Source organism: Flavobacterium soyae (assembly GCF_045348165.1).
GTDB lineage: Bacteria > Bacteroidota > Bacteroidia > Flavobacteriales > Flavobacteriaceae > Flavobacterium > Flavobacterium soyae.
This window is the reverse complement of the sequence record NZ_CP150845.1, coordinates 820818-845167: the sequence shown is the minus strand read 5'-3', so window position 1 is coordinate 845167 and position 24350 is coordinate 820818. Positions and strand designations below refer to the sequence as shown.

The 24350-nt window shown below is 34.1% G+C and carries 16 protein-coding genes; 10 read left to right on the top strand and 6 right to left on the bottom strand.

Annotation, left to right across the window (positions count from 1 at the left end):
* The first annotated feature begins 155 nt into the window (after positions 1 to 155).
* Both AABD74_RS03815 and AABD74_RS03810 read left to right on the top strand, forming a co-directional pair.
* Positions 156 to 3971, top strand: coding sequence for a T9SS sorting signal type C domain-containing protein (locus tag AABD74_RS03815; RefSeq protein ID WP_406844728.1), 3816 nt, complete (start codon positions 156 to 158; stop codon positions 3969 to 3971).
* A 480-nt stretch (positions 3972 to 4451) separates the two neighbouring features.
* Positions 4452 to 8252 (top strand): T9SS sorting signal type C domain-containing protein, encoded by a 3801-nt coding sequence (locus AABD74_RS03810; protein WP_406844727.1) that lies wholly within the window; start codon positions 4452 to 4454, stop codon positions 8250 to 8252.
* Positions 8253 to 8307: 55 nt separating this feature from the next.
* Here the strand turns inward: AABD74_RS03810 and AABD74_RS03805 are convergent, their stop codons facing one another.
* The 4 genes from AABD74_RS03805 to AABD74_RS03790 all read right to left on the bottom strand — a co-directional run bounded on the left by AABD74_RS03805 (position 8308) and on the right by AABD74_RS03790 (position 12193).
* Positions 8308 to 9174: a cupin-like domain-containing protein gene (locus AABD74_RS03805; RefSeq protein WP_232681691.1), complete on the bottom strand. Its 867-nt coding sequence runs from the start codon at positions 9172 to 9174 to the stop codon at positions 8308 to 8310.
* Between the two features lie 80 nt (positions 9175 to 9254).
* On the bottom strand, positions 9255 to 10343 hold the full coding sequence (gene bioB, locus AABD74_RS03800; RefSeq protein ID WP_406844726.1) for a biotin synthase BioB: 1089 nt from the start codon (positions 10341 to 10343) through the stop codon (positions 9255 to 9257).
* A 170-nt stretch (positions 10344 to 10513) separates the two neighbouring features.
* Positions 10514 to 10951, bottom strand: coding sequence for a hypothetical protein (locus AABD74_RS03795; protein ID WP_232681693.1), 438 nt, complete (start codon positions 10949 to 10951; stop codon positions 10514 to 10516).
* 309 nt (positions 10952 to 11260) lie between these two features.
* Positions 11261 to 12193 (bottom strand): bifunctional riboflavin kinase/FAD synthetase, encoded by a 933-nt coding sequence (locus tag AABD74_RS03790; RefSeq protein WP_406844725.1) that lies wholly within the window; start codon positions 12191 to 12193, stop codon positions 11261 to 11263.
* Positions 12194 to 12390: 197 nt separating this feature from the next.
* Here AABD74_RS03790 and AABD74_RS03785 point away from each other — a divergent pair, with 197 nt between their 5' ends.
* The gene (locus AABD74_RS03785; RefSeq protein ID WP_406844724.1) at positions 12391 to 15060 is read left to right on the top strand and encodes a reprolysin-like metallopeptidase; all 2670 of its coding nucleotides are present in this window, start codon (positions 12391 to 12393) and stop codon (positions 15058 to 15060) included.
* 100 nt (positions 15061 to 15160) lie between these two features.
* Here AABD74_RS03785 and AABD74_RS03780 read toward each other — a convergent pair whose 3' ends face one another.
* Positions 15161 to 15781 carry a ComF family protein gene (locus AABD74_RS03780; RefSeq protein ID WP_406845622.1) on the bottom strand — a complete coding sequence of 207 codons (621 nt, stop codon included), beginning with the start codon at positions 15779 to 15781 and terminating at the stop codon, positions 15161 to 15163.
* Positions 15782 to 15942: 161 nt separating this feature from the next.
* On the opposite strand from AABD74_RS03780, the gene AABD74_RS03775 reads away from it, so the two are divergent.
* The 5 genes from AABD74_RS03775 to AABD74_RS03755 all read left to right on the top strand — a co-directional run bounded on the left by AABD74_RS03775 (position 15943) and on the right by AABD74_RS03755 (position 21869).
* Positions 15943 to 17484, top strand: coding sequence for a glycine--tRNA ligase (locus AABD74_RS03775; RefSeq protein WP_406844723.1), 1542 nt, complete (start codon positions 15943 to 15945; stop codon positions 17482 to 17484).
* A gap of 260 nt (positions 17485 to 17744) precedes the next feature.
* Positions 17745 to 18602 carry a LytR/AlgR family response regulator transcription factor gene (locus tag AABD74_RS03770; protein ID WP_406844722.1) on the top strand — a complete coding sequence of 286 codons (858 nt, stop codon included), beginning with the start codon at positions 17745 to 17747 and terminating at the stop codon, positions 18600 to 18602.
* A gap of 174 nt (positions 18603 to 18776) precedes the next feature.
* The gene (locus tag AABD74_RS03765; RefSeq protein ID WP_232681699.1) at positions 18777 to 19028 is read left to right on the top strand and encodes a hypothetical protein; all 252 of its coding nucleotides are present in this window, start codon (positions 18777 to 18779) and stop codon (positions 19026 to 19028) included.
* A gap of 95 nt (positions 19029 to 19123) precedes the next feature.
* Positions 19124 to 21181: an ATP-binding protein gene (locus tag AABD74_RS03760; protein WP_406844721.1), complete on the top strand. Its 2058-nt coding sequence runs from the start codon at positions 19124 to 19126 to the stop codon at positions 21179 to 21181.
* Positions 21171 to 21869, top strand: coding sequence for a response regulator transcription factor (locus AABD74_RS03755; protein WP_232681700.1), 699 nt, complete (start codon positions 21171 to 21173; stop codon positions 21867 to 21869). The genes AABD74_RS03760 and AABD74_RS03755 overlap by 11 nt, the downstream gene beginning before the upstream one ends.
* A gap of 131 nt (positions 21870 to 22000) precedes the next feature.
* On the opposite strand, the gene thiL is transcribed toward AABD74_RS03755, so the two are convergent.
* On the bottom strand, positions 22001 to 23047 hold the full coding sequence (thiL, locus tag AABD74_RS03750) for a thiamine-phosphate kinase (RefSeq protein WP_406844720.1): 1047 nt from the start codon (positions 23045 to 23047) through the stop codon (positions 22001 to 22003).
* Between the two features lie 265 nt (positions 23048 to 23312).
* Between thiL and AABD74_RS03745 the strand changes: the two genes are divergently transcribed.
* Both AABD74_RS03745 and AABD74_RS03740 read left to right on the top strand, forming a co-directional pair.
* Positions 23313 to 23792 (top strand): DinB family protein, encoded by a 480-nt coding sequence (locus AABD74_RS03745; protein ID WP_232681702.1) that lies wholly within the window; start codon positions 23313 to 23315, stop codon positions 23790 to 23792.
* 46 nt (positions 23793 to 23838) lie between these two features.
* Entirely contained in the window at positions 23839 to 24336 is a 498-nt protein-coding gene (locus AABD74_RS03740; protein WP_406844719.1) for a DinB family protein, read from the top strand.
* The last annotated feature ends 14 nt before the right edge of the window (positions 24337 to 24350 follow it).

Here is a 24350-nt window from a genome sequence, read left to right as displayed (position 1 = left end):
TCCGCAAAACGGAATGGATTTTTTGTTTTAATTAAAAATCACTAAAAGTGGGTATTGTATTATTTTACAAAGTCTTTTAATTTCGGTTAATTCTTACAAATTATATTAACCGACTATTTACGATTTTGATAAAATATATACTGTTCCTTATTTTTTTGCCTTTCACAAACATCCTTATTGCTCAGCAAGGAAAAGTAGATAATACTTTTAACACAATTGACGACGGTTCAAAAGGAGATGGATTTAATGCGACTGTCCGAACTCTCTTTTTACAATCAGATAATAACCTGATTGTTGGAGGTGAATATACAAGTCTGCACGGAATTCCTTCTTCATACTTAACCCGTTTAAAACCTGACGGAACAATAGATGAAAGTTTTGATACTGGAGCTGGTTTTAATGGCAAAGTTTATTCTTCTAATGTTCAGCCCGATGGTAAAATACTTGCAGTAGGAAACTTTACAGCTTATAACGGAAGGAGTGGGGGCGGACTTGTTCGTCTTAACGGCGACGGTTCATATGATTCATCTTTTAGTACAGTCGTTGCTGCTAGTTCAGGAGCAGGAATTGTTCATGATATAGATTTGCAGTCCGATGGGAAAATTATAATTGTTGGCACTTTTACAAAATATGGTAATACGGCAGTAAACAGAATTGCACGAATGCTGTCAAACGGCTTACTAGACACTTCATTTAAAATAGGCATAGGATCTGCTTTACAGATTTCAAAAGTTCGGGTTTTGCCTAATGATAAAATTTTAGCTGTAGGCAATTTTACATCTTTTAATGAAGTAGCTTCTAATCGAATTATCAGGTTAAATTCGGATGGAAGTGTCGATAGGGATTTTAATATAGGGACTGGTTTTGATGGTAATGTAAATGCTATTGAAGTCCAGCCCGATGGCAAGATACTTTTAGGAGGAAGTTTTACATCATACAATGAAATTACTGCCAATAGAATAGTGCGTCTCAATCAGGACGGTACACGCGATTTTAGTTTTCTTGGATCTGGTTTTAACAACGGTGCAGTTGAAGTTATTAAAATAGATAATGCTGGCAATATTATGGCTGGCGGATCTTTTACCAGCCGATATGATGGTGTAAATGTTAACCGGGTTATTTTCTTAAACTCAGACGGAACTGTAAAACCTGATTTTGATATGGGTACGGGACCTGCATCTACAGTTTGGACTCTTGCTAACGACTCAGAAGGATCATGGTTTATTGGAGGATCATTTTCTGTTTTTGATGGACAAAATCAGGGAAGATTGGCAAAAGTTAATTTTGAAGGAGAACCTGATACCAGTTATTTGGCATCCGGGATTGGTTTCGATAATTCTGTTTTAAAAATGATTCCATTAGAGAATCAAAAGACTGTAGTACTTGGAAACTTTACCAAATTTAATAATAATCCGGCTTTTAGAATTGCAAGACTGTTAGAAGACGGAGCTTTTGACCCCGATTTTAACAAGGGGCAGACCGGGGCAAATAATTTAATAAAAACAGCTGTTGTTCAATCAGACGATAAAATTATTTTGGGTGGAAATTTTACCAAGTATAATGACCAGTCTTGTAATAGAATTATTCGAATTTTTCCAGACGGATCAATAGATAATACATTTAATATTGGTTCAGGATTCAATTATCAAATTTATGCTATGGCATTACAATCTGATAATAAAATTATTATAGCAGGAAATTTTACACGCTATAACAATGATCTCTCAAAAATTAGAATTGTAAGGTTACTGCCCGATGGTTCAAATGATCCAGCTTTTAATACAGGTCTTGGTGCAGATGCCATAATAGAGGATATTCTTATTCAGCCAGACGGAAAAATTTTGGCAGGAGGAAGATTTACAACTTTTAATGGTCAGCCATTCTCGCGTTTGGTTCGATTAAATACAGATGGAAGTATCGACACTAGTTTCAATATTGGAGGCGGGTTTGATAAAAATGTTTACTCGCTGGCATTACAATCAGACGGAAAAATAATTGTTGGCGGTTCCTTTTTAATATATAATGGAAGCTCACAAAAACGTATTCTTCGTTTAAATTCGAACGGAAGTTTAGATACTAATTTTGATTCAGGGATTGGTTTTAACAAAGGAGATGTTCGTGCAATTTTAGTACAGCCGGATGATCGTATTTTAGTTGGCGGAACCTTTTCAGGAACATATAAAAATTATACTTCCCCGAGATTAATAAGATTACAAAAAACAGGAGATCTTGATAATACTTTTAATGCTTCGGTTAATAATAAAGTTTTTGCATTAAATATTACATCCGATTTCAGACTTTTAATTGGAGGAAATTTTAATTCTGTTTCAGGATTTTCCAAACATAGAATTTGTCGGTTAAAACTTTGTCTCGAATCAACAGTTTGGGACGGTAGTTCGTGGTCAAACGGTTATCCGTCCGGAGGAAAGGAAATACTTTTTAAAGAAGATTTTTTAAATTTAAATTCTTCCAATGTTTGCAGCTGCAGTATTGAAAAAGGAAAAACTGTAACACTTTTTAACAGCAATGCTTTAGGAATTGAATTTGCATATTCAGGATTAGGAACATTAGTTTTAGAAGATTCAGCCAGTTTGTATCAATCTGATGATGATATGATAAATTCTGGAATTATCCAGATGAAAAGAAAAACTAATCCAGTTGTAAAGTTTGATTATACATTTTGGTCTTCGCCGGTTGATAATCAAAAACTACTTGATCTTTCACCTCACACATTATCAGATAAATACTTGTCATATAATTCTACATTGCCGGGCTGGAAAATTGAAGAACCTTCAGGTTATATGTCATTAGGAAAAGGATATTCGATAAGGTCTCCCCAGGAATTTTCTCAGTTTGAACGATCAATATATGAAGGGGTTTTTATTGGTGTTCCAAATAATGGAAAAGTTGAAGTTGATTTACAAGAAAACAATAGGTTTTATTTAATTGGAAACCCGTATCCATCAGCCATAGATGCGGATGATTTTTTGAGTAAAAATGAATTTAAAACCAAAGGAGCGCTTTACTTCTGGACACATAATACACCAATAACAAATTTAGAATACACATCAGATGACTACGCCGTTTATAATTTAGTTGGCGGTGTTGGTACAAAAGCGATTTCTAATGGCATTAACGAAACAATTCCCAATGGTAAAATAGCTTCTGGACAAGGGTTTTTTGTTAAAAGTAATCAGTTAGGTTTTTTGGAATTCAATAATAGTATGCGGATTTCCGGAACAAACAATAAGTTTTTTAAATCTGTAAAAAGAGAAGCAGAAACTAAAAAAGAAGTAATTAAACATAGATTATGGCTGAATCTTAAAAATGATAATGGTGCATTTAAACAGATTTTAATTGGATATCTTCCTGGTGCTACAAATTCTTATGATCTAAATTATGACGCTGAAACCTTAAACGGGAATCAATTTGTCGATTTTTATAGTATTAACGAAAACAAAAAATTAACCATTCAGGGTAGGGTATTGCCTTTTCAGGAATCAGATGAAATTAATTTAGGGTTTAAAACAGTAATTTCCGGAAAGTTTACCATTCAAATAGATCACGCAGATGGCGGCTTAAGTCATCAGCCAGTTTATTTAGAAGATAAATTCCTGAATAGCACTTTAGATCTAACCCAAAAAGATTATACGTTCAATACTGAAATAGGGTTGTTTACGGATAGGTTTGTACTTCACTTTATGGATGAAAAACTAAATATTGCCGATTTTGAGAAAACTGAAAAGGAATTATTTGTCTCTGTAAAGAATAAAATTATCAATATAAAATCAGCCAAAGGAAATCTAAAAAGTGTTTCTCTTTATGATATCTATGGAAGGTTACTTTTCGAAAATAAAAAAATAGATAATGCAGAATTCGAAATATCGAATTTAGTATGCAGTCATCAGGTTTTATTAGTCAGGGTAATTTTTGAAGATAAATCCCGGCAGACACAAAAGATTATATTCTAAATTCTATATAAACTTCTTATATACTGGGGGTTGGAGTGATTTTTTTTAACTCCTTATGTTCAAAATAATGGATTGTAATACGGGACTTTATCACTATAATTGGCATTTCCTTTAACAGTTATTTTCATAATTTATTCAATTGTGAAATAAAAAGTGTTAAAATCTTAATTTTTAACTTAAATCACTTGTTTGAGTTGTAAATAAAATCGTACCTTGTTGTGGTAATCGTTCGACAAATGATACCTAAAAGCCGTTGATAAGCATTTTGTATTTCTTTCTACACAAAATGCGGTCATAATTTTCTATCTGCCACACAATGCTGCTTACTTAAATACCACGAAAACTAACAGCTATTACTATTTTTTTGTGTGATTTTCAGATTTGTTTCTGAGATTCATGTTATTTTTTGAGGTATTTAGAATTAACTAAACAGATTTTATCTGAGTTTCAGTCTTTTTCTTTTAATTAAAAAATAGTGCAATGGAAAAAAAATTACCAATCTTTCTAGTTTTACCGAAATTTTTAATTTGTTGTTTTTCTTTGTTAGATAATTATTTTAAGAATAATTCATTAAAAAAGACAAAACTCTCCCTTTTATTTTCATTTGTTTGTTTTTCTTTATGGGCCCAGCCGCCGCATACACTTACCTCTAACGGTACAGTAGTTGTGCCGGCAGGTATAACTGTTATGGATGTACAAGCTTGGGGCGGAGGAGGTGCCGGAGGCGGAGCAAGCGGTTCAGGATTATTTGAAGGACGAAGCGGAGGCGGAGGCGGAGGCGGCGCTTATGCAAGAAGCAATATTAATGTAACGGCCAGTAATACTTTAAGTGTAGTGGTTGCAGGACAAACAGCAGGTACGGCTGCAAATGGTGCTGCAGGCGGGCATTCGACTATTACAGGTTTTGAAGCCGTTATTTATGCAGCCGGTGGAGCTGGAGGTAATGGTAATACTGCTGGTGGTGTACCGGCTGGCGGTTCAGGCGGACTAGCTTCAAATTCTGTAGGTACGACAACAGCTTCTGGAGGGAACGGAGATTCTGGTGGACATGTTTTAGCTGCACTTTTGCTTACATCAGGAAAAGGAGGCGATGGAGCATCGCCTGGAGGAGGTGCTGGAGGACCATCGGTACCAAGTTTAGTTTTAGGCACAGCAGTAGGAAATAATGGAACTTCACCAGGAGGAGGAGGAAGTGGTTCAATGTGTTCTGCTCTGGCTGGCCCTCAAAATGGCGGAGCTGGTGCAAATGGTCAGGTTATTATAACTTATACCTGCCCAACGTATGGAATCGGCAGTATTGCAGCTGCAGATGCTTGTACTTCAGTAGAAACCTCTTCTGTAACATTAACATCCAGTGCAGCTTTATTGCCTACTGGAACATATACAGTAACTTATAATCGAAGCAGCCCATCAGCTGTGGCATTAACCGCAGTAATGACTGTAACCACAGCAGGAACGGGTGTTTTTATTGCAACAGGTTTTACAACACCCGGACCAAGTACAATAACGGTTACTAGTTTAAGTTCTGGTGTATGTAATACTAATATTGCAGCGTCAAATTCTGTAGTAATAACAGTTTCTTCGCCATCGGTAGGAGGAACTGTTACAGGAGGAACAACAATTTGCGCCGGTGCAACAAGTGCAGCTTTATCTTTAGCAGGACAAACGGGTACAGTTCAAAAATGGCAGTATTCCGTAAATCCATTTTCAACTTGGAACGATATTACTAATACAACAAATACATATACTTCCGGATCGCTTACTGAGACAACTCAGTTTAGGGCTGTTGTGCAAAATGGAGTTTGTACAGTTGCAAATTCTGCTGCTGCAACGGTAACGGTAAATCCATTGCCGTCGCCAACATTTACAGCACAGCCTGCAGCTTCTGTTTGTGTGAGTACAGATGTTACTTATACAACACAAAGTGGACAATCAGATTATATTTGGAATGTTCCGGGAGTTCTTAATACTGATTATATTATTACTTCAGGCGGAATATCTACAACTAGTAACTCGGTAACATTACAATGGCTGACAATAGGAAACAAAACTGTAACTGTAGATTATTCCTCAATAGGATGTGCATCAAATACGAGTGCGAGCAATACTACAACGGTAACCAAAACAGAACGAGGTGCAGTACATGGAGGAATTCACATTTGCGGCGGAGATCCAAGTCCGTTATTAACATTAACCAATTATACCGGAACAATTGTAAGATGGGAATATGCCGAAGCTATACCCTATGTATGGCAGTCTTTCGCTAATACTTCAGATACTTATCAGCCAGGTGTATTAACAACTAGTACAAGCTACAGGGCTGTGGTCAAAAACGGAACTTGCCCGGAAGAATTTGCAATAGAAACAAGAATTGATATTGAGCCAAAACCATCTACTCCGGTATTTGCAGTTATTACGCAGCCAACTTGTGTTACCCCAACCGGAAGTGTACATTTGAGTGGCTTATTAGCATCACCAAATTGGACAATTACACAAAATGGAACAGTTTTTCAAACCTATACTTCATCAGGAACTAGTTACACTATAACAAATTTGGCTCCCGGAAATTATACTTTTACGATACATGATATAAATATTTGTCCCTCTATACCAACTATTAATCTTGAGATAAAAGCCCCGGTTACAAATATTTGGAATGGTACAAACTGGTCAACCGGAAGTCCGCCGATTGCTACAGATGCTGTTCGATTTTCAGGCGATTATACTACAACCAGTGATTTGAGCGGCTGTTCTTGTGTTGTTGATGCAAGTGCCAATGTTACAGTAAATTCTAATCATACATTAATGATTACCAATTCAGTTAACAATAACGGAGGGTTATTGACTTTTGAAAATAATGCCAGCTTAATGCAGGTTAACAATGTCGTAAATACAGGAAACATTATATATAAACGAAATACTACAGCAGTTAGGCGATATGATTTTACCTATTGGTCTTCACCAATTGTGCGTACACCGGCGTATACACTGCATGATTTATCGCCAAATACACTCGCTGATAAGTACTATAGCTTTAACCCGGTTACAGGCTGGATAATTAATTACAACGGAACCTCAGAAATGGTTCCTGGTCAAGGTTACATTGTAAGGGCGCCACAAAATTTCGATATTAATTCTCCTTCCATTTATAATTCATTTTTAGAAGGAGTCCCTAATAATGGCACAATTACCGTTCCTTTAGCTGCAGTAGAGAAATTCCATTTGCTGGGCAATCCATATCCTTCAGCAATATATGCAGATCAATTTATCTTCGATAATTCGGTAAACTTATATGGTACCCTATATTTTTGGACACATAACTCCTTACCAAGCAATGTTGTTTTGGGAGACGCTCAGTATAATTATAGCAGTAATGATTATGCAATTTATAATTTAACAGGAAGTATAACCGTTGGAAGCATGGCTGGTCAGGGAGCTGGTTCACCCGGAAATCAAAACGCTCCTTTAGGATACATCGCAGCAGGTCAGGCTTTTTTCGTAAAATCAAAAACTGCTTTAAATGCTGTTTTTACTAATTCTATGAGAGTTCCCGGAAATAATAGTCAGTTTTTTAAAACAGCAGACAGCAATAAAGAAACGATTGAAAGACACAGAGTTTGGCTTAATTTGACAAATACACAAGGAGCTTTTAAACAATTGCTGATAGGATATGTAGAAGGGGCGACCAATACCTGGGATAATAATTACGATGGAGTTACCATTGATGGTAATATTTATTTAGATTTTTACAGCATTAATGAAGGAAGAAAATTAACGGTTCAAGGGCGTGCCCTGCCTTTTATAGATTCTGACATTGTTCCTTTAGGCTACAAATCTAACATTGAAGGCGAATTTTCCATTGCGATTGATCATTCAGATGGTGATTTAACAAATCATGCCATTTATTTAGAAGACAAATTGACAAACACGACACACAACCTGCAAACAAGTGCTTACACTTTCAGTACATCAACAGGAACTTTTCTGGATCGTTTTGTTTTGAAGTATGCTTCAGCAGATTTAGGAGTTGATGATTTTGAAAATCAGGGAAAGAATCTTTTTGTTTCGGTTAAGAATAAAAACATTAAGGTAAATTCAACAAATGATTTTATAAAAGAAGTTACAATTTTTGATGTTTCAGGAAAATTGATTTACAACAATAAAAAGATTGGAAATACCGAATTACAGATTCCAAATCTTCAGTCAGCAAACCAGGTTTTGATTGTAAAAGTGGCTTTGGAAAACGGAAATACGGCAGCCAGAAAAATTACTTTTCATTAAATTTATAAACCGAAATAAAAAACGGCTGCAAAATTAATCCTGCAGCCGTTTTTTATTAAGCACTCTTTCTAAGGTTTTCATGGGTATTTTGAATTGCTTTTTCATTTTTATAATCAATCCATTTCTGCCCTTTAAACTTTCGCATCATAATATCAAAATAGCGCATAATAAAAACATTATAAGCAGCTTTTGATAAATTAGTAATGTTTTTAGGAAAAGATCGTAAACTCATTGAAAAACCAGGTGTCAAATATTTCATATAATGCCAATAACCTTCGGGCATATACAACATTTCTCCGTGTTTAAGATTAGTGATATATCCTTCAGCATTTTTAAGCGCCGGAAATTTTTCATAATCAGGATTATCAAAATCAATGTCTTCTCTCGAAATTAAAGCATGCGGAACCTTGTACATATATTTTGACTGGTCTGGTGCAAAAAGCATACATTGTTTTTCCCCATGAAAGTGAAAATGCAGAATGTTCGAGTAATCAATGTCGTAATGCATAAATACCCTGGCATTTTCGCCGCCAAAAAACAGCATTGGTAACTGCTTAACGAGTTTTAATCCAATATCCGGCCATAAAAAATCATTTTTCAACCGTGGTACTTCTTTCATTAAATTATAGAGAAAAATACGGTAATTGGTAGGTTTTGATTCTAAAAGGTGGATATAATCGCTCATTTTCATTGTCATATGAGCCTCATTAAAACCTTCTTCGTGGTTTACTGGCCGATCATCGTATAAGGGAACCGTAATATTACCCGCAATATCATTAATATAAGATAATTTCCATTTTTGATAAGCTGGCCAGTCTTCAGTTAGTTCTTCAATAACAACTGGAATTTGTTTTTTTACATATTGGGAAATAAAATCTTCCTTAGAGATTTTTTTTACCCTTTGGATTTGTTTTAACTTCATTTTATAAATAAAAAAATTGCTTATAACTCTGTGTCATAAGCAATTTAAAAATATTTATCGAGATTTTTTAACTCTTTTACTTAAATTTTTGATTTGATCGAAGCCTCAATATTTCTTTCAATTGTATGTCCGGGTCTGGACCATCTCGGTTTTTCTCCTAAAGAATTAAATTGAGAATCGGCAGCTTCTACTGTTTTTGGCTGCGAAACTTTTATAAAAGGTTTTTGAGGAACTAACCCTAACATTTCAAACATCTTCATGTCTTCATTAACATCAGGGTTTGGGGTAGTCAATAATTTATCTCCGGCAAAAATTGAATTTGCTCCTGCAAAAAAGCACATTGCCTGACCTTCACGAGTCATGTTGGTTCTTCCTGCAGATAAACGAACCTGGGTTTCCGGCATTACAATTCTTGTTGTAGCAACCATACGAATCATTTCCCAGATTTCAACCGGTTTTTCTTCTTCCATCGGAGTTCCTTCAACGGCAACTAAAGCATTAATTGGAACAGATTCCGGCTGCGGATTTAAAGTAGAAAGTGCGACAAGCATTCCGGCTCTGTCTTCAATACTTTCTCCCATTCCAATAATTCCACCGCTGCAGACCGTAACATTTGTTTTACGAACATTTTCGATAGTTTGTAAACGGTCTTCAAAACCACGGGTAGAAATTACATCTTTATAATATTCTTCAGAAGTATCTAAATTATGGTTGTAGGCATATAAACCTGCTTCTGCCAAACGCTGTGCCTGATTTTCTGTAAGCATACCTAAAGTACAGCAAACTTCCATATCAAGTTTATTGATAGTACGAACCATCTCTAAAACCTGATCAAATTCTTCGCCGTCTTTTACATTTCTCCAGGCAGCTCCCATACAAACGCGGGAAGATCCGCTGGATTTAGCTCTTAAGGCCTGGGCTTTTACATGGCTCACCGTCATCAGGTCATTTCCTTCAACTCCCGTATTATACCTTGCAGCTTGTGGGCAATAACCACAATCTTCAGGGCATCCGCCTGTTTTTATTGATAATAAAGTAGAAACCTGAACTACGTTTGGATCGTGTTTTTGTCTGTGAATTGTTGCAGCTTCATAAAGCAAATCCATCAAAGGTTTGTTATATATTGCGATGATTTCGTCTTTTGTCCAGTTGTGTTTTGTAATGCTCATGGATACAATGTTTTTGAAGCTTCAAATGTAATTAAATTTTCTAACGAACAATAGCGGTTGTTGCAATTGAATATTTGATAAGTTTTTCAAAAAAGAAGCGCTCAAAAATCATATAAATGTAGGTTTTTATGATTTTTGAGCACTTAAATGGTTGTTTTTATTTTGAATAATTAATCGGCAGCATATTTATTGTTCCAATACAGCATCATCATTAAAGTGACAATTACCGATGAAGCAAGCCCTTCGAAAAGGAGACAAATACAATAAGTTGGCACAGAGGGATTGCCTCCAAACATAAATGTTTCAGATAATGTTTGTACATAAGCGTCACCGCCTCGGGCATAACTGTAGATCAATAATCCAAGAATACTTAACGCCACGCCAACTACAGAAGTTGTTAATGCAGAAACTGCATTTGATACAAAACTCGTTTCTCCTTCATGAAGATTCATCACCATCGTTCTGTTTACGCCATAAAATAAGAAAAATACATTAAGGGTACGCAGGTAAAACAAATCTGCTAAACCTAATACATTCATCAATAAAAAATAAATGCCTATTCCGAGGAATATCAAAAAACCGTTTGTTATTTCTTTAGGTAGTTTCATAGTGGTTATTTTTTAAGAAGTTAATAAGTATATGCTTGATAAACAGAGTTATATATCAAATTTACTAAAAAAATAACTATGATGATTTAAAATTGGTAAAATGTTATAGATCAAGAAATAGCGTTTTGGAAAAATGTTTTTCTTGAAATGTGTGAAGTCCTTACAGGACATTAATGCAGGGGTAATATGTTTACTGCCGATTATTTAACTCCTAATGGAGTATATGTAGTATATCTCGTAGAGATTTTATATCGGTAGAATATTATTTTAGGTATTTTATTTTGTCCCATAGGAACTATATATTTTTAATTACTGAAGCTTACTTACAAAAGTTAAAGCAGCTTGTTTATCCTGATTTAATTGAGCTTTCAGCAAATCTACAGAACCAAACTTTTGTTCTTCACGAAGATATCGTAATAATGAAACCTCAATTTTTTTGCCGTAAATATCAGCATCAAAGTCAAAAAGATTTACTTCAATAGTTTGTTTTTGGCCATTTACAGTTGGATTAAAACCGATATTCATCATTCCGAAAATTTCCAAATTATCGATCAGGGTTTTCACAACATAAACACCATTTTTTGGGATTAACTTGTATTCCTCGTCAATTTGAATATTTGCCGTTGGAAAACCAATTGTTCTTCCTAATTGTTTTCCTTTTACAATTTCGCCGCTCAAAAAATAGTCATAGCCCAGATATTCGTTGGCCAGTTCCATATTTCCTTCGTTCAAAGCCTTTCTAATTTTAGTAGAACTAACAGAAACATCTTGTATTTCTTCGGCAGAAATCTGTTCAACCTCAAAACCATATTCAGCCCCAAAGGCAATTAAATTATCAATGTTGGCAGTCCTGTTTCTTCCAAATCGATGATCATGCCCAATAATTATTTTTTGAATATGAAATTGATTAACCAAAATGCTATGAACAAATTCTTCGGCAGTTAATCTTGAAAAACTTTCGTTAAACGGATGAATAACTAAATTTTCAATTCCAGTTGCTTCTAAAAGTTTTGTTTTTTCAGCAATCGTATTGAGAAGTTTTATTTCTGATTTTTCTTGTAAAACCATTCTCGGATGTGGAAAAAATGTAAGTACTAAACTTTCGTATTTCCCATTTTCGGTGTTTTGAGTAATTCTTTCCAGAATTTTTTTATGACCAATATGTACGCCGTCAAAAGTACCAAGAGTTAAAATCGTTTTCTTGGTTGAATGAAAATCGCTTATAGAATGAAAGAGCTTCAAAACAAATTATTTAAGATGCTGCAAATTTATACTATCTATTTTAAATTTTGTACTAAGCTTAATTGATTTTTTAGGAATATTATACTTCTTTTGTCGAAAAAAATCCTGATTCGTCGACTAAAAAACGTTAAATGTCGTTTAGATATAAGAATTTAATTTAATTCGACTAAATTTGATTTTATAAAATATCACTAAGCATGAAGAAACATTTACTTTATTTTCTGATTATCTTTTCGTTTGCAAAAATTCATGCCCAAAGTGATGAGCTGTGGCAAAAAGTTAATTCGGTTTCAGTCTCTGGAAAAAAAGCGTCAATATCAGATTCTGAAAAACTGTATTATAAATTAAATACAGAATTCTTAACGGCAAAACTTGCCAAAACAACCGAAAAATCTTCGTTAAGTACGAATGTCGAAATTACAATTCCTAATGCAAAAGGGGTTTTAGAAAAATTTCAGGTTTGGGAATCTTCTAATTTTGATCCGGAATTACAGGCAAAATACCCGGAAATTAGAGCTTACGAAGGAAGCGGTTTAGACGACAAGTCGGCAAAAATACATTTTAGTCTCTCTCCAAGAGGTATTCAAACAATGCTTTTTAGAGCAGATAAAGCTACTGAGTTTATAGAGCAAAACCCAGATAATAAAGAAGAATATGTTTTATTTTCTTCTAAAGATGCAGCTTCAAAACTAAAGTTAGTATGTAAGACTATAGATGCTGTTGTAAATAATAAAGAAGGAAAGACTGCAAAAACAGCATCAAATACAAAAGTTTTTAAAACGCTTCGTTTAGCATTGTCCTGTACAGGAGAATATACAGCCTATTTTGGAGGGACAAAAGCGTTAGCGCTAGCAGGAATGAATGCTACACTAACAAGAGTGAATGGCGTTTTGAATAAAGATTTGGCATTGAAACTGGTTTTAATTGCGAACAATGATGCTGTAATTTATACAGATGCCTCAACAGATCCTTATTCTAATGCTTCTGCCGGTGCTGATGGAGCATGGAACCAAGAAGTTCAAACAACGTTGACAGATGTTATAGGCAATAATAATTATGATATCGGACATTTATTTGGAGCTTCTGGAGGAGGAGGTAATGCCGGTTGTATAGGCTGTATTTGTTCAAATCCAACAACAAATGATCCTTTAGCAAAAGGAAGCGCTTTTACTTCTCCTTCAGACGGAAGGCCAGAAGGTGATACGTTTGATATTGATTTTGTGATACATGAGTTTGGACATCAATTGGGTGCAAATCATACTTTTTCGTATGACTCAGGTGAAAGAACATCTGTGAATGTTGAGCCGGGAAGCGGTTCTACAATAATGGGTTATGCCGGGGTTACAGGTGATTACGATATACAAAATAATTCTGACGACTATTTTGCTTATGCTAGTATTTGGCAGATTCAGAATACACTTGCTGGAAAAAGCTGTCCGGTTAGCACGAGTTTAACAAATAACCCGCCTGTAATTAATGCAGGAATTGATTATACGATTCCAATTAGTACACCATTTATTTTAAAAGGAACCGGCTCAGATCCCGAGGGAGATGTTGTTACTTATACCTGGGAAGAATATGATAATGCTGTTACAACATCTGGAGCAAATAGTATTGCATATCCAACGAAACCAGATGGGCCTTTATTTAGATCATTTGCTCCAACAAGTTCTGCGGTTCGTTATATGCCAAGTTTTGATTCTGTGCTGCAAAATAAATTAACAACAACCTGGGAATCTGTTTCATCTATAGCAAGAACATTAAATTTTACTTTAACAGGCAGGGATAATGCGGCATTAGGTACAGCCCAGACAAATACAGATACAATGGTTGTTAATGTGGTTTCGACAGCAGGACCTTTTGCCATAACGTCGCATAGTACTGATGATGTGAGCTGGCAGCAAGGTTCAAGCCAGACTATTACCTGGAGCGTTAATAATACCAATAATCTACAGGGTTCTTCGTTAGTAAATATCAAACTTTCTACAGATGGCGGATTAACATTCCCAACAATTTTAGCAGCTAATACTCAAAATGATGGCTCAGAAGTTATCGTTCTGCCTGCCAGTGTTCCTTCATCTACAAATTGCAGACTTCTTATTGAGCCAACTGAAAATATCTATTATGCCTTAAACAGTAAAGCATTTGCCATTGGGTATACATCATCGACAAGCTGTAACACGTATAGTTTTGGAAATGCTTTTAGTATTCCATATTCAACAAGTTATACAGCAAAAACAGTGAGTGTGCCAGCTTCAACAGGAACAATCTCAGATGTAAATGTTTCGGTGAATGTTACTCACGAACGATTATCAGATCTCGAAATTCAAATCATAAACCCACAAGGAACAACTGTACGTTTGTTTAATAAATCATGTCCAAGTTTAAACTCAACTTTAATTTTTAATTTTGATGATTCTGGAAATGCATTAGACTGCAGTAAAACAACAGAACAAATAGTTATTCCGGTTGACGAATTACGCGCATTTAATGATCAGGCTCAAGAAGGAACATGGACATTTAGAGTTCGTGACGCTGTTTCAGGAATGTTTGGAACAATAAATTCGGCATCAGTAAATATCTGTACTAAAACTTTTACTTTAGGTACAGACGATTTCGAAAGCATAGATTTTGCGCTTTATCCTAATCCAAATACAGGAAGTTTCACAATTCAATTTGCAAGTGAATCAAATAATGTTCAGGTTTTTGTACACGATATTTTAGGGAAAAGTGTTTACAAGAAAACCTTTGAAGTATCGGGAGATTTTAATCAAAACATTCAGCTTCCAAATGTTTCAGCAGGAATTTATTTAGTAACCGTTATCGATGGAAACAGAAGAACTGTTAAGAAAATAATTGTAAACTAAAGTTTTAAAAATCAATATTTTAATTTAAATCCCAATATTTTAAATTCCAAATTCCAAGTTTTAATTGGAATTTGGAATTTTTCTTTTTTGGAATTTCATTCTAAGAGTTCGCCATCGCCATACAGACAATACTGATTTTTGCTCCGGGAATTTTTAATAATGCTCTGGAACAAGCTTCAAGTGTTGCTCCGGTCGTAAGTACATCATCAACAATTAAAAAATGTTTGTTATGGTTTTCTTCGGTTGAAATTACATCAAAGATATTTTCGATGTTTTCAGATCTTCCTAAGAGGTTCTTTTTTGATTGTGTTTTAGAATATTTCTTTCGATATAAAACCGAACTATTATAGGGAATTTTCAAACCTTCGGCTAAAGCTTTCCCAAAAGTGGCAACCTGATTATAGCCGCGTTCCTTAAATTTTCGCGGATGTAAAGGAACCGGAATTACCATATCAAAATTCGTTTTGAGTTTTAGTTCCTTTAAATCCTCCGCATACCAATTTCCTAAAACAACCCCAATTTCCTCATGGCCTTTATATTTCAGGTTATGAATGAGTTCCTGAACAATTCCTTTTTTGTTAAAATATACAAAGGCAGAAACATGCTCAACTTCAATTTTGCCATAGAACTTTTTAACGGCATCGTTATTTGAATCTAAATGATATTGAGTCAGAGGCAGTTCATGACGACAATTCGTGCATAAAACAGTTTCGTTTGTCATTAAAACCGCACGGCATCCTGAGCAAACTTTAGGGAAAAACAGGTCAATTAAAAAATTAAACACAAATAGAAAGAATTTAGTTACAAAACTAACCAAATTTAAACTTCAATCTTTTTTATTTTTCTTTTTTTTATAAGTACTTTTTATATTTTTGCATTACTATGGCAAAACAAGAAGATATATTTAAGAATGTGGTTTCGCACGCAAAAGAGTACGGATTTATTTTTCCGTCAAGCGAAGTTTACGATGGATTGAGTGCAGTATATGATTATGCACAAAATGGCGTCGAATTAAAAAAGAATATCCGTGAATATTGGTGGAAATCAATGGTTCAGATGAATGAAAATATTGTAGGCCTTGACGCTGCAATATTAATGCATCCAACAACCTGGAAAGCTTCAGGCCACGTTGATGCCTTCAACGATCCGTTAATTGATAATAAAGATTCTAAAAAAAGATATAGAGCTGACGTTTTAGTTGAAGATTTTGCTGAAAAAATTCACCAAAAAGCACAAAAAGAAATCGACAAAGCAAAAGCTCGTTTTGGTGATGCATTCAACGAACAGGAATTTGTAACTACAAATGCCAGAGTAGTTGAATATTTAGCAAAAGAAAGAGAAATTAGAGAGCGTTTAGGACGTTCTTTAGGGAATGGAGATCTTGAAGATGTAAAAGCTTTAATCGAAGAGCTTGAAATTGCTGATCCTGAAACAGGTTCTAGAAACTGGACAGATGTTAAGCAGTTCAACTTAATGTTCGGAACTAAACTTGGTGCTTCTGCAGAGTCTGCAATGGATTTGTATTTACGTCCTGAAACAGCGCAGGGTATTTTCGTAAACTTTTTAAACGTTCAGAAATCAGGCCGTATGAAAGTTCCTTTTGGAATTGCTCAAACAGGTAAAGCTTTTAGAAATGAAATTGTTGCAAGACAATTTATTTTCCGTATGCGTGAATTTGAACAAATGGAAATGCAGTTTTTTGTACGTCCGGGAGAAGAAATGCAATGGTACGAACATTGGAAACAAACGCGTTTAAACTGGCATTTATCTTTAGGACTAGGAAAAGAGAATTACCGTTTTCATGATCACGAAAAATTAGCGCATTACGCAAATGCGGCGGCAGATATCGAATTTAATTTCCCTTTTGGTTTTAAAGAATTAGAAGGAATTCACTCTCGTACGGATTTTGACTTAAAAGCGCACGAACAATATTCAGGAAGAAAACTGCAATATTTTGATCCTGAACTAAACGAAAATTACGTGCCATACGTAGTAGAAACGTCTGTAGGTCTTGATCGTATGTTTTTAGCAGTTTTTGCAACATCGTTGCAGGAAGAAACTTTAGAAGACGGATCTGAAAGAACAGTACTAAAATTGCCAGCAGTTTTAGCACCTACAAAAGCAGCGGTATTGCCTTTAATTAAGAGAGATGGCTTACCAGAAGTTTCAAAGAAAATCATCGAAGATTTAAAATGGGATTTCAATGTGGCGTATGATGAGAAAGATGCAGTAGGACGTCGTTACAGAAGACAAGATGCATTAGGAACACCATTTTGTATTACAGTAGATCATCAAACTCTTGAAGACGAAACAGTAACAATTCGTCATAGAGATACAATGAAACAAGATCGTGTTAAGATATCTGAATTAAGAGGTATTATTGAAAACGAAGTTTCGATGAAAAACTGGCTGATGAAAATGTAATTTTTTAATTAACGTTATATAAATATCCCAAATTCCTGTGTGGAGTTTGGGATTTTTTTAATTTTAAAGCATGCGTTTTAGCGACAATTTTAGCATTTCATCCTTATGTATTAACATAATCAATTAATCTATCAACAATAAAATGTTTAGATAATTGAAATGCTTAATTTTAATTGGGCATTTTCTATACTTAAAATATTTTTTAAAGAACATTGATGAAACGCTATTGGGAAGTTAAGAAAAATCAATAAAAATTAGAGTTGAAGAAGTATTCGTATATTATTGTTGACAATGACGCTGAAAGTGTTTTGAGAACCAGAATCGTTGCAGAAGGTTTTTCAGAATTAACTTTTATAGCTTCAGCTACGAATTACCATCAGGGACTTAATTTGGTTTTAGAACACCGTCCTTCATTTGTTTTTTTAGAAATTGATCCCGAAGATTCATCAAGTCATTTATCGCTTTCATTTATTGACGAATTGTATCGGTACTTATCGATTATTCCAAAAATCATTATAACTACCACTAAAAAAGATTTGGCTTTTGAAGCTATTCAATACAGTGTTTTTGATTACATCTTAAAACCTTTAACTCACATAGATTTACTAAAAACACTTTTAAAGTTTGAAAAAAAACTTTTAGAGCCAAAAGAGATGCGATCTATAGAAACAAAACCTGAAATTAGTACTAACAATGAAATTCTTGTTTTAAAGGACGAAAACATTCCTGCAGCAATTCCAGGCCAAAACATAAATCTGCAGGCACAGGAACCGCTTGTAATCTGTATTAAATCATATGGCGACCATCGTTATATAAATGCAGATGATATTTGTTATTTTCAAGCCGATAATAATTCGACAGATATCTATTTGAATTCAGGCGATATGATAACTGCTTTCAAAACATTGAAGCATTTTGAGCAGGTTTTAAGCTATCCGTTTATTCGAATTCACAACAGTTATATTATTAATCGCAGCTACATTGCAAGAATTCATAACGGGAATTCAGTTTGTTACATAAAAAATTCCACGAAAAAGATTCCTTTTTCAAAAACCTATAAATCAAACGTTGATTTAATTATCACTGATTTTTCTGCAGGAAATTATTTAGAGGTCTAGTAATTAGGTAATTACATAAATTTGATACCCATTGACTATCAATTGGGTATGTTTTACCACGAAGCTATTTTTTTGTATAGATTTTTTTTGATTATGGTGGTAGTTTTACACCCAGATTCGCTGACAAAGGAATCAAAAGCCCCAAATAAAAAATCAAATTAAACACATTAAGTTATGAAAAAGACAGCTTTAACATTCGGATTATTTTCATTAGTAGTAGCAGCAACTTCATTTGCAAATCCAACAACTCCAAGTATTGTTTCAAATGAAGAATTGAGTATCGTCCTGCCAATTGACGGAGGTGCGACAGGGGGACAGAAGAAGCATGATTTTCAAAGAGTAAATGATCAATCACTAAACGGAAATAAGCAATTAGATTTTGCAAGCGTTAATCAATCTATCGGTACAGATAAAAAAGTAGATTAACTACATTTTGAATAAACATTTAGGCTGTCAATTTTTTGGCAGCCTTTTTTTGTGTCTATAGTTTTAGTATTTTTGATGAAACACAAAAATCGCAATTGAAAAAAAATTGTAAAATACTATTACTTCTTGTTTTTGTTTTTATGGCTTGTACCAAGAAAGCAGAATTAGACGAAAATACAATTTCTTCAATAGATAGCCTTTCTACATATCTTTCATTAGCAAACGAGAATAATCTGCCTTTAAGCATCAAACAGAGTTATAATCAAAAAGCATTAAGCATAATCTTAAACCAGAAAGATGATTCGCTTAATAAAGTAAACCTGTTTAAAGTTGCTAATCGTTACTATAATATGAGCGATTGGAAAGATTATTTAAAAACCACCAAACTAATTTTAGAGAGAACCCAAAAGTCTAAAGATTCATTGCATATGGCGAAAGCCTATACCTATCTGGGAGATTATTATGCTTCGCAATCTATTTCAGACAGCGCCTTTATGCATTATTATAAAGCAGAAAAACTTTATCTAAAATTAGATGACCAATACAATCTGGCCAAAACGTTTTTAAATAAAGCAAGTCTGCAGTATAACGAAGGCGATTTTTTTGAAAGTGAAATTGCTGTTTTTAAAGCCTTAAGCAGCTTAAAAAAGCAGCAAAAAGTAAATGATCTTTATTATGAAAGTTATAATCTATTAGGAATATTATACAATGAAAGAGAGGAATATACAAAAGCCTTAGAGTTTCAAAATAAAGCTTTAAAGGCTTTAGAAGATAAATCTATACCCTTAATATTTCAGTATAAAGCTGCTTCATTAAATAATGTAGGCTTTATATATATGAAAATGGGGAATTATAAACAAGCAAAAGTTTTTTTTGAAAGAGGTTTAGAACAAGATAAACTATTTGAAGACAGAGCAAGCCTGTATGCAATTTTGCTGGATAATCTGGGTTATTCTAAATTTAAATTAAGAGAATCAGATAACTTACCTGATTTGTTTTATGAATCTTTGAAAATTAGGGACAGTCTAAGCCTTTCGTCAGGAGTAGTTTCAAGCAAAATACATTTGTCTGAGTATTTTGCTTTTAAAAAGGATACTTTTAGAGCATTGCAGTTTTCAAAACAAGCCTTAGCATTGTCTCGTACAAGCAGTAAATTAATTAACACACTAGAGGCACTTAAACAAACAGCTATTGTTGATCCTAAAAATGCGTCGAAATATTCTAAAGAATACATTCAGCTTAATGATAAAATGCTGAAAGCAGAACGAAAAATGGGAGAAAAATTTTCTCGTATAGAATATGAGACCAATGAAATAAAAGATCAAAATTCAAGTTTACAAGAAAAGAATAAAACATTGATATATGTTTTTAGTATTTGTACTTTGCTGGGCTTATTTTTTTATGTTTACAAAACACAGCAGACTAAAAACAGGGAATTACTTTTTAAACAACAGCAGCAAATTGCAAATGAAGATGTTTATAATTTAATGATTTCGCAGCAAAATGAAATTGAGTTAACCCGAATTAAAGAAAAGAAAAAAGTAGCCCAGGAATTACACGACGGCGTTTTAGGACGAATGTTTGGTATTCGGATCAGTCTTGATAGTCTGGATAAAATGGATGAAGAGCAAGCCGCAGCAAAACGAAAAAAATATTTGGCAGAACTAAAACATATCGAAGAAGATATCAGGGAAATTTCGCATGACCTCAATAGGGAAAAATCTGAATTAATAAATAACTTTGTTGTAATTTTAAAAAAACTATTTGAAAATCAGAGAAATACATATCCTTCAAAATTGATAACATCTTTTGATTCGCATATAAAATGGGAGCTTGTAAACAATATGGTCAAAATAAATTTGTACCGAATTGTTCAGGAAGCACTTCAAAATTGTAATAAATATGCAAAGGCAGATACGATTAAGGTTGAATTTAAAAGCGAAATTGATCATCTGGTATTGTCAATTATGGATAACGGAATTGGGTTTAATACCAAACGCACCAAAAAAGGTATTGGATTGCATAATATTGAATATAGAGCGGCAGAATGCAAAGGCATCGCTGTTATAAAATCTGCTAAAGGAGAAGGAACACTTCTGATTGTGAAAGTTCCAATTGATCAAAAAATAAACCTACAGACAAATGACACTTAATTTCAAAGCCCCAAATTCGGAATTAATTCAGCCAAACATCTTAATTGTTGATGATCACCCTTTTATTATCGAAGGGTATAAAAATGCAATAACCCGGTATAATCCAAAAGAATATGATTTTGTAATTGCACAGGCACACGATTGCAAATCGGCTTATGACTTGTTAGAAGACGAAAATACGCCGCAGTTTGAAATCGCTTTTTTAGACATCAGTATGCCGGCTTATGAAGAAAAAAATCTTTTTTCCGGCGAAGATCTGGCAAAATTAATCTTGAAGAAAATGCCGTACTGCAAGATTGTTTTATTGACAATGTATACAGAACTGCTCAAGATCAAAACCATTATAAGAACAATTAACCCAAACGGATTAATTATTAAAAACGATCTGACTTTTGATGAATTGCTTTTTGCATTTGATAAAGTAATGAAAAGTGAAAAATATTACAGCCAGTCTGTAGTTAAAATGCTCAATCAATCCCCTCATAATTCAATAGAAATTGATGAGTTTGATAAACAGATTTTATTTCACTTATCTAAAGGAACAGAAGTTCAGGAAATGCCGCAATACATTCCTATTTCCTTAATCGAAATTGAAAAACGAAGAACCAGCCTGAAAGAATTACTTAAAATACGATCCGGCTCTGATGACGATTTAGTAAAAGAAGCAAAATGCAAAGGACTCTTTTAGAATTTTAGATTTTAGAGTGCAGATTTTAGATTTAAGAAATCATATTGATTATAAAAAATATCCTAATAGGTTTAAGCCTTTTAGGATATTATAAATTAGTATGAATCTGAGCTAAATACTGTGACTGAAAACTACTCACTCAAAGCATCCCAGCCACGAGCTTTTAAAGCAATTTTTGTGTTGGCGCGGGTTACTAAATGAACCCCTTCGCTTTCATCGGCCATGTGGCCAATAATAGAGAAGTTTGGATTTCCTTTAATTTTATCAAAATCATTAATATCAATTGTAAAGAGAAGTTCATAATCTTCCCCTCCATTAATGGCAACAGTTGTACTGTCAATATTAAATTCTTCACAAGTCGAAATAAACTGAGGATCTAAAGGAAGTTTATCTTCATATAAATTACAGCCCACTTTTGACTGTTTGCACAAATGAATAATCTCTGAAGACAATCCGTCAGAAATATCAATCATCGAAGTTGGTTTTATTTCAAGAGCGTGTAAAAGCGTACGAACATCAGTTCTGGCCTCTGGTTTCAATTGTCTTTCGACTAAATACGTATAAGGATCTAAATCCGGCTGACTATTCGGATTTACCTGAAAAACCTGTTTTTCGCGCTCTAAAACCTGTAATCCCATGTATGCTGCACCAATATCTCCGGTTACAACCAGTAAATCAGTTTGTTTAGCACCGTTTCTGTAAACGATTTCATCTGCATCTGCTTCACCAATAGCCGTAATGCTGATAATTAATCCTTTTTGAGATGAGGTAGTATCACCGCCAATAACATCAACTTTATATTCTTTTGCAGCGTGCGTAATCCCTTCAAATAATTCTTCTAAGGCTTCTAACGGAAAACGATTAGAAACCGCAACAGAAACCGTAATTTGAGTTGGTTTCGCATTCATTGCACAAATATCAGATAGGTTTACCACGACAGCTTTGTAACCTAAATGTTTCAATGGCATATAAGCCAGATCAAAATGTACACCTTCAATCAATAAATCTGTAGAAATAACTGCTTTTTTAGCCGCAAAATCAAGAACAGCGGCATCATCGCCAATACTTTTTAAAGTAGATTCCTGTGTTACATCAAAGTTTCGGGTTAAGTGGTCAATTAGGCCAAACTCGCCTAATTGTGCTATACTGGTACGCTGCGGATTTTTATCTTCGATCATTTTTTTTGAGTTCCAAAGTTTGTAAGGGGCAAAGGTACAAAGGTTTTTTTTAAAGTTGCTAAGATTCTGAGACGCTAAGGTTCTAAGTTTTTTTCTGGTATGTTTATTTCGTAGAAATGCATTGTAGAGACGCACAGCAGTGCGTCTCTACGGTGTGTTTTTACGGCAGGAAAAAAATATTTTAAAATATTTTTTTCCTGCTGACAAACTGTTGTCACCAGCCTATTTTACTTTTGAAGTATAGAAATTTAAAAACTTTAAAATTATGAAAACGTTAGAAGCACAAGTAATTACATCAGAAGATTTATTGAAACACTGGCAAGGTCACCGTGCCCTTACACGTCGTTTAATTGAATTGTTTCCAGAGAAAGATTTCTTTGAATTTTCAATTGGCGGTATGCGTCCTTTTGCAAAATTAGTTGATGAACTTTTGGCAATCGCTGCTCCGGCATTAAAAGGAATTGTAAATCGCGAAAGCAAGCCTTACACAGAAGCAGAAGAAAAATTGATTTTTAAAGCACAGTATCTTGAAAAATGGGATGAAGCAACAGCAGAAATCAATAAATATTGGGAACAATTATCTATTGAAGATTTCAGCCAGACATTTAATCTTTTCGGACAATATGAGTTTCCTATTATTCAAAATATCTTGTATTTTATTGATAATGAAGTTCATCACCGTGGGCAGGCTTATGTATATTTAAGAGCTTTAAATATCGAACCGCCATTTTTTTGGGAAAGATAATCTGATAAAATTGTAACTTTATTGAATAAATCTAAAATTAATGGCTATGAGTTTAAAAAAGATAATGTCCAATTATGCAGATTATAATTTATGGGTAAACCAGCAATTTGTGAATTGGCTTTCGCCGAAATCTGATGAACTGCTTTATACAGAAGTACCTTCGAGTTTTTCAACCATTGTAAAAACGCTCGACCATATTTGGTCTACAGAAGAATATTGGTTTTCTGTTATTGCTGAAACTGATATGTCAGAAAAGAAACCGGAAACCGAATTGTCTAAAGAAGAAATCTTTGCAGGGTTACTAAATTCATCGACAAAACTGAAACATCTTATCAATTCATTGTCAGAAGAAGATTTAAGTAAAGAAGTTAAAATCGTTAATCCGTGGTTTGAATGCGAACAGCCAATTGCCGATTATTTAATCCAGGTTATCAATCACGGAACCTATCACAGAGGCCAGATTGTAACAATGGGCCGAAATATTGGCATTACAGACGCCTCAAATACAGATTATAATTTTTATAATGTTGTAAAACAGAAATAAAACAAAAAACTCCC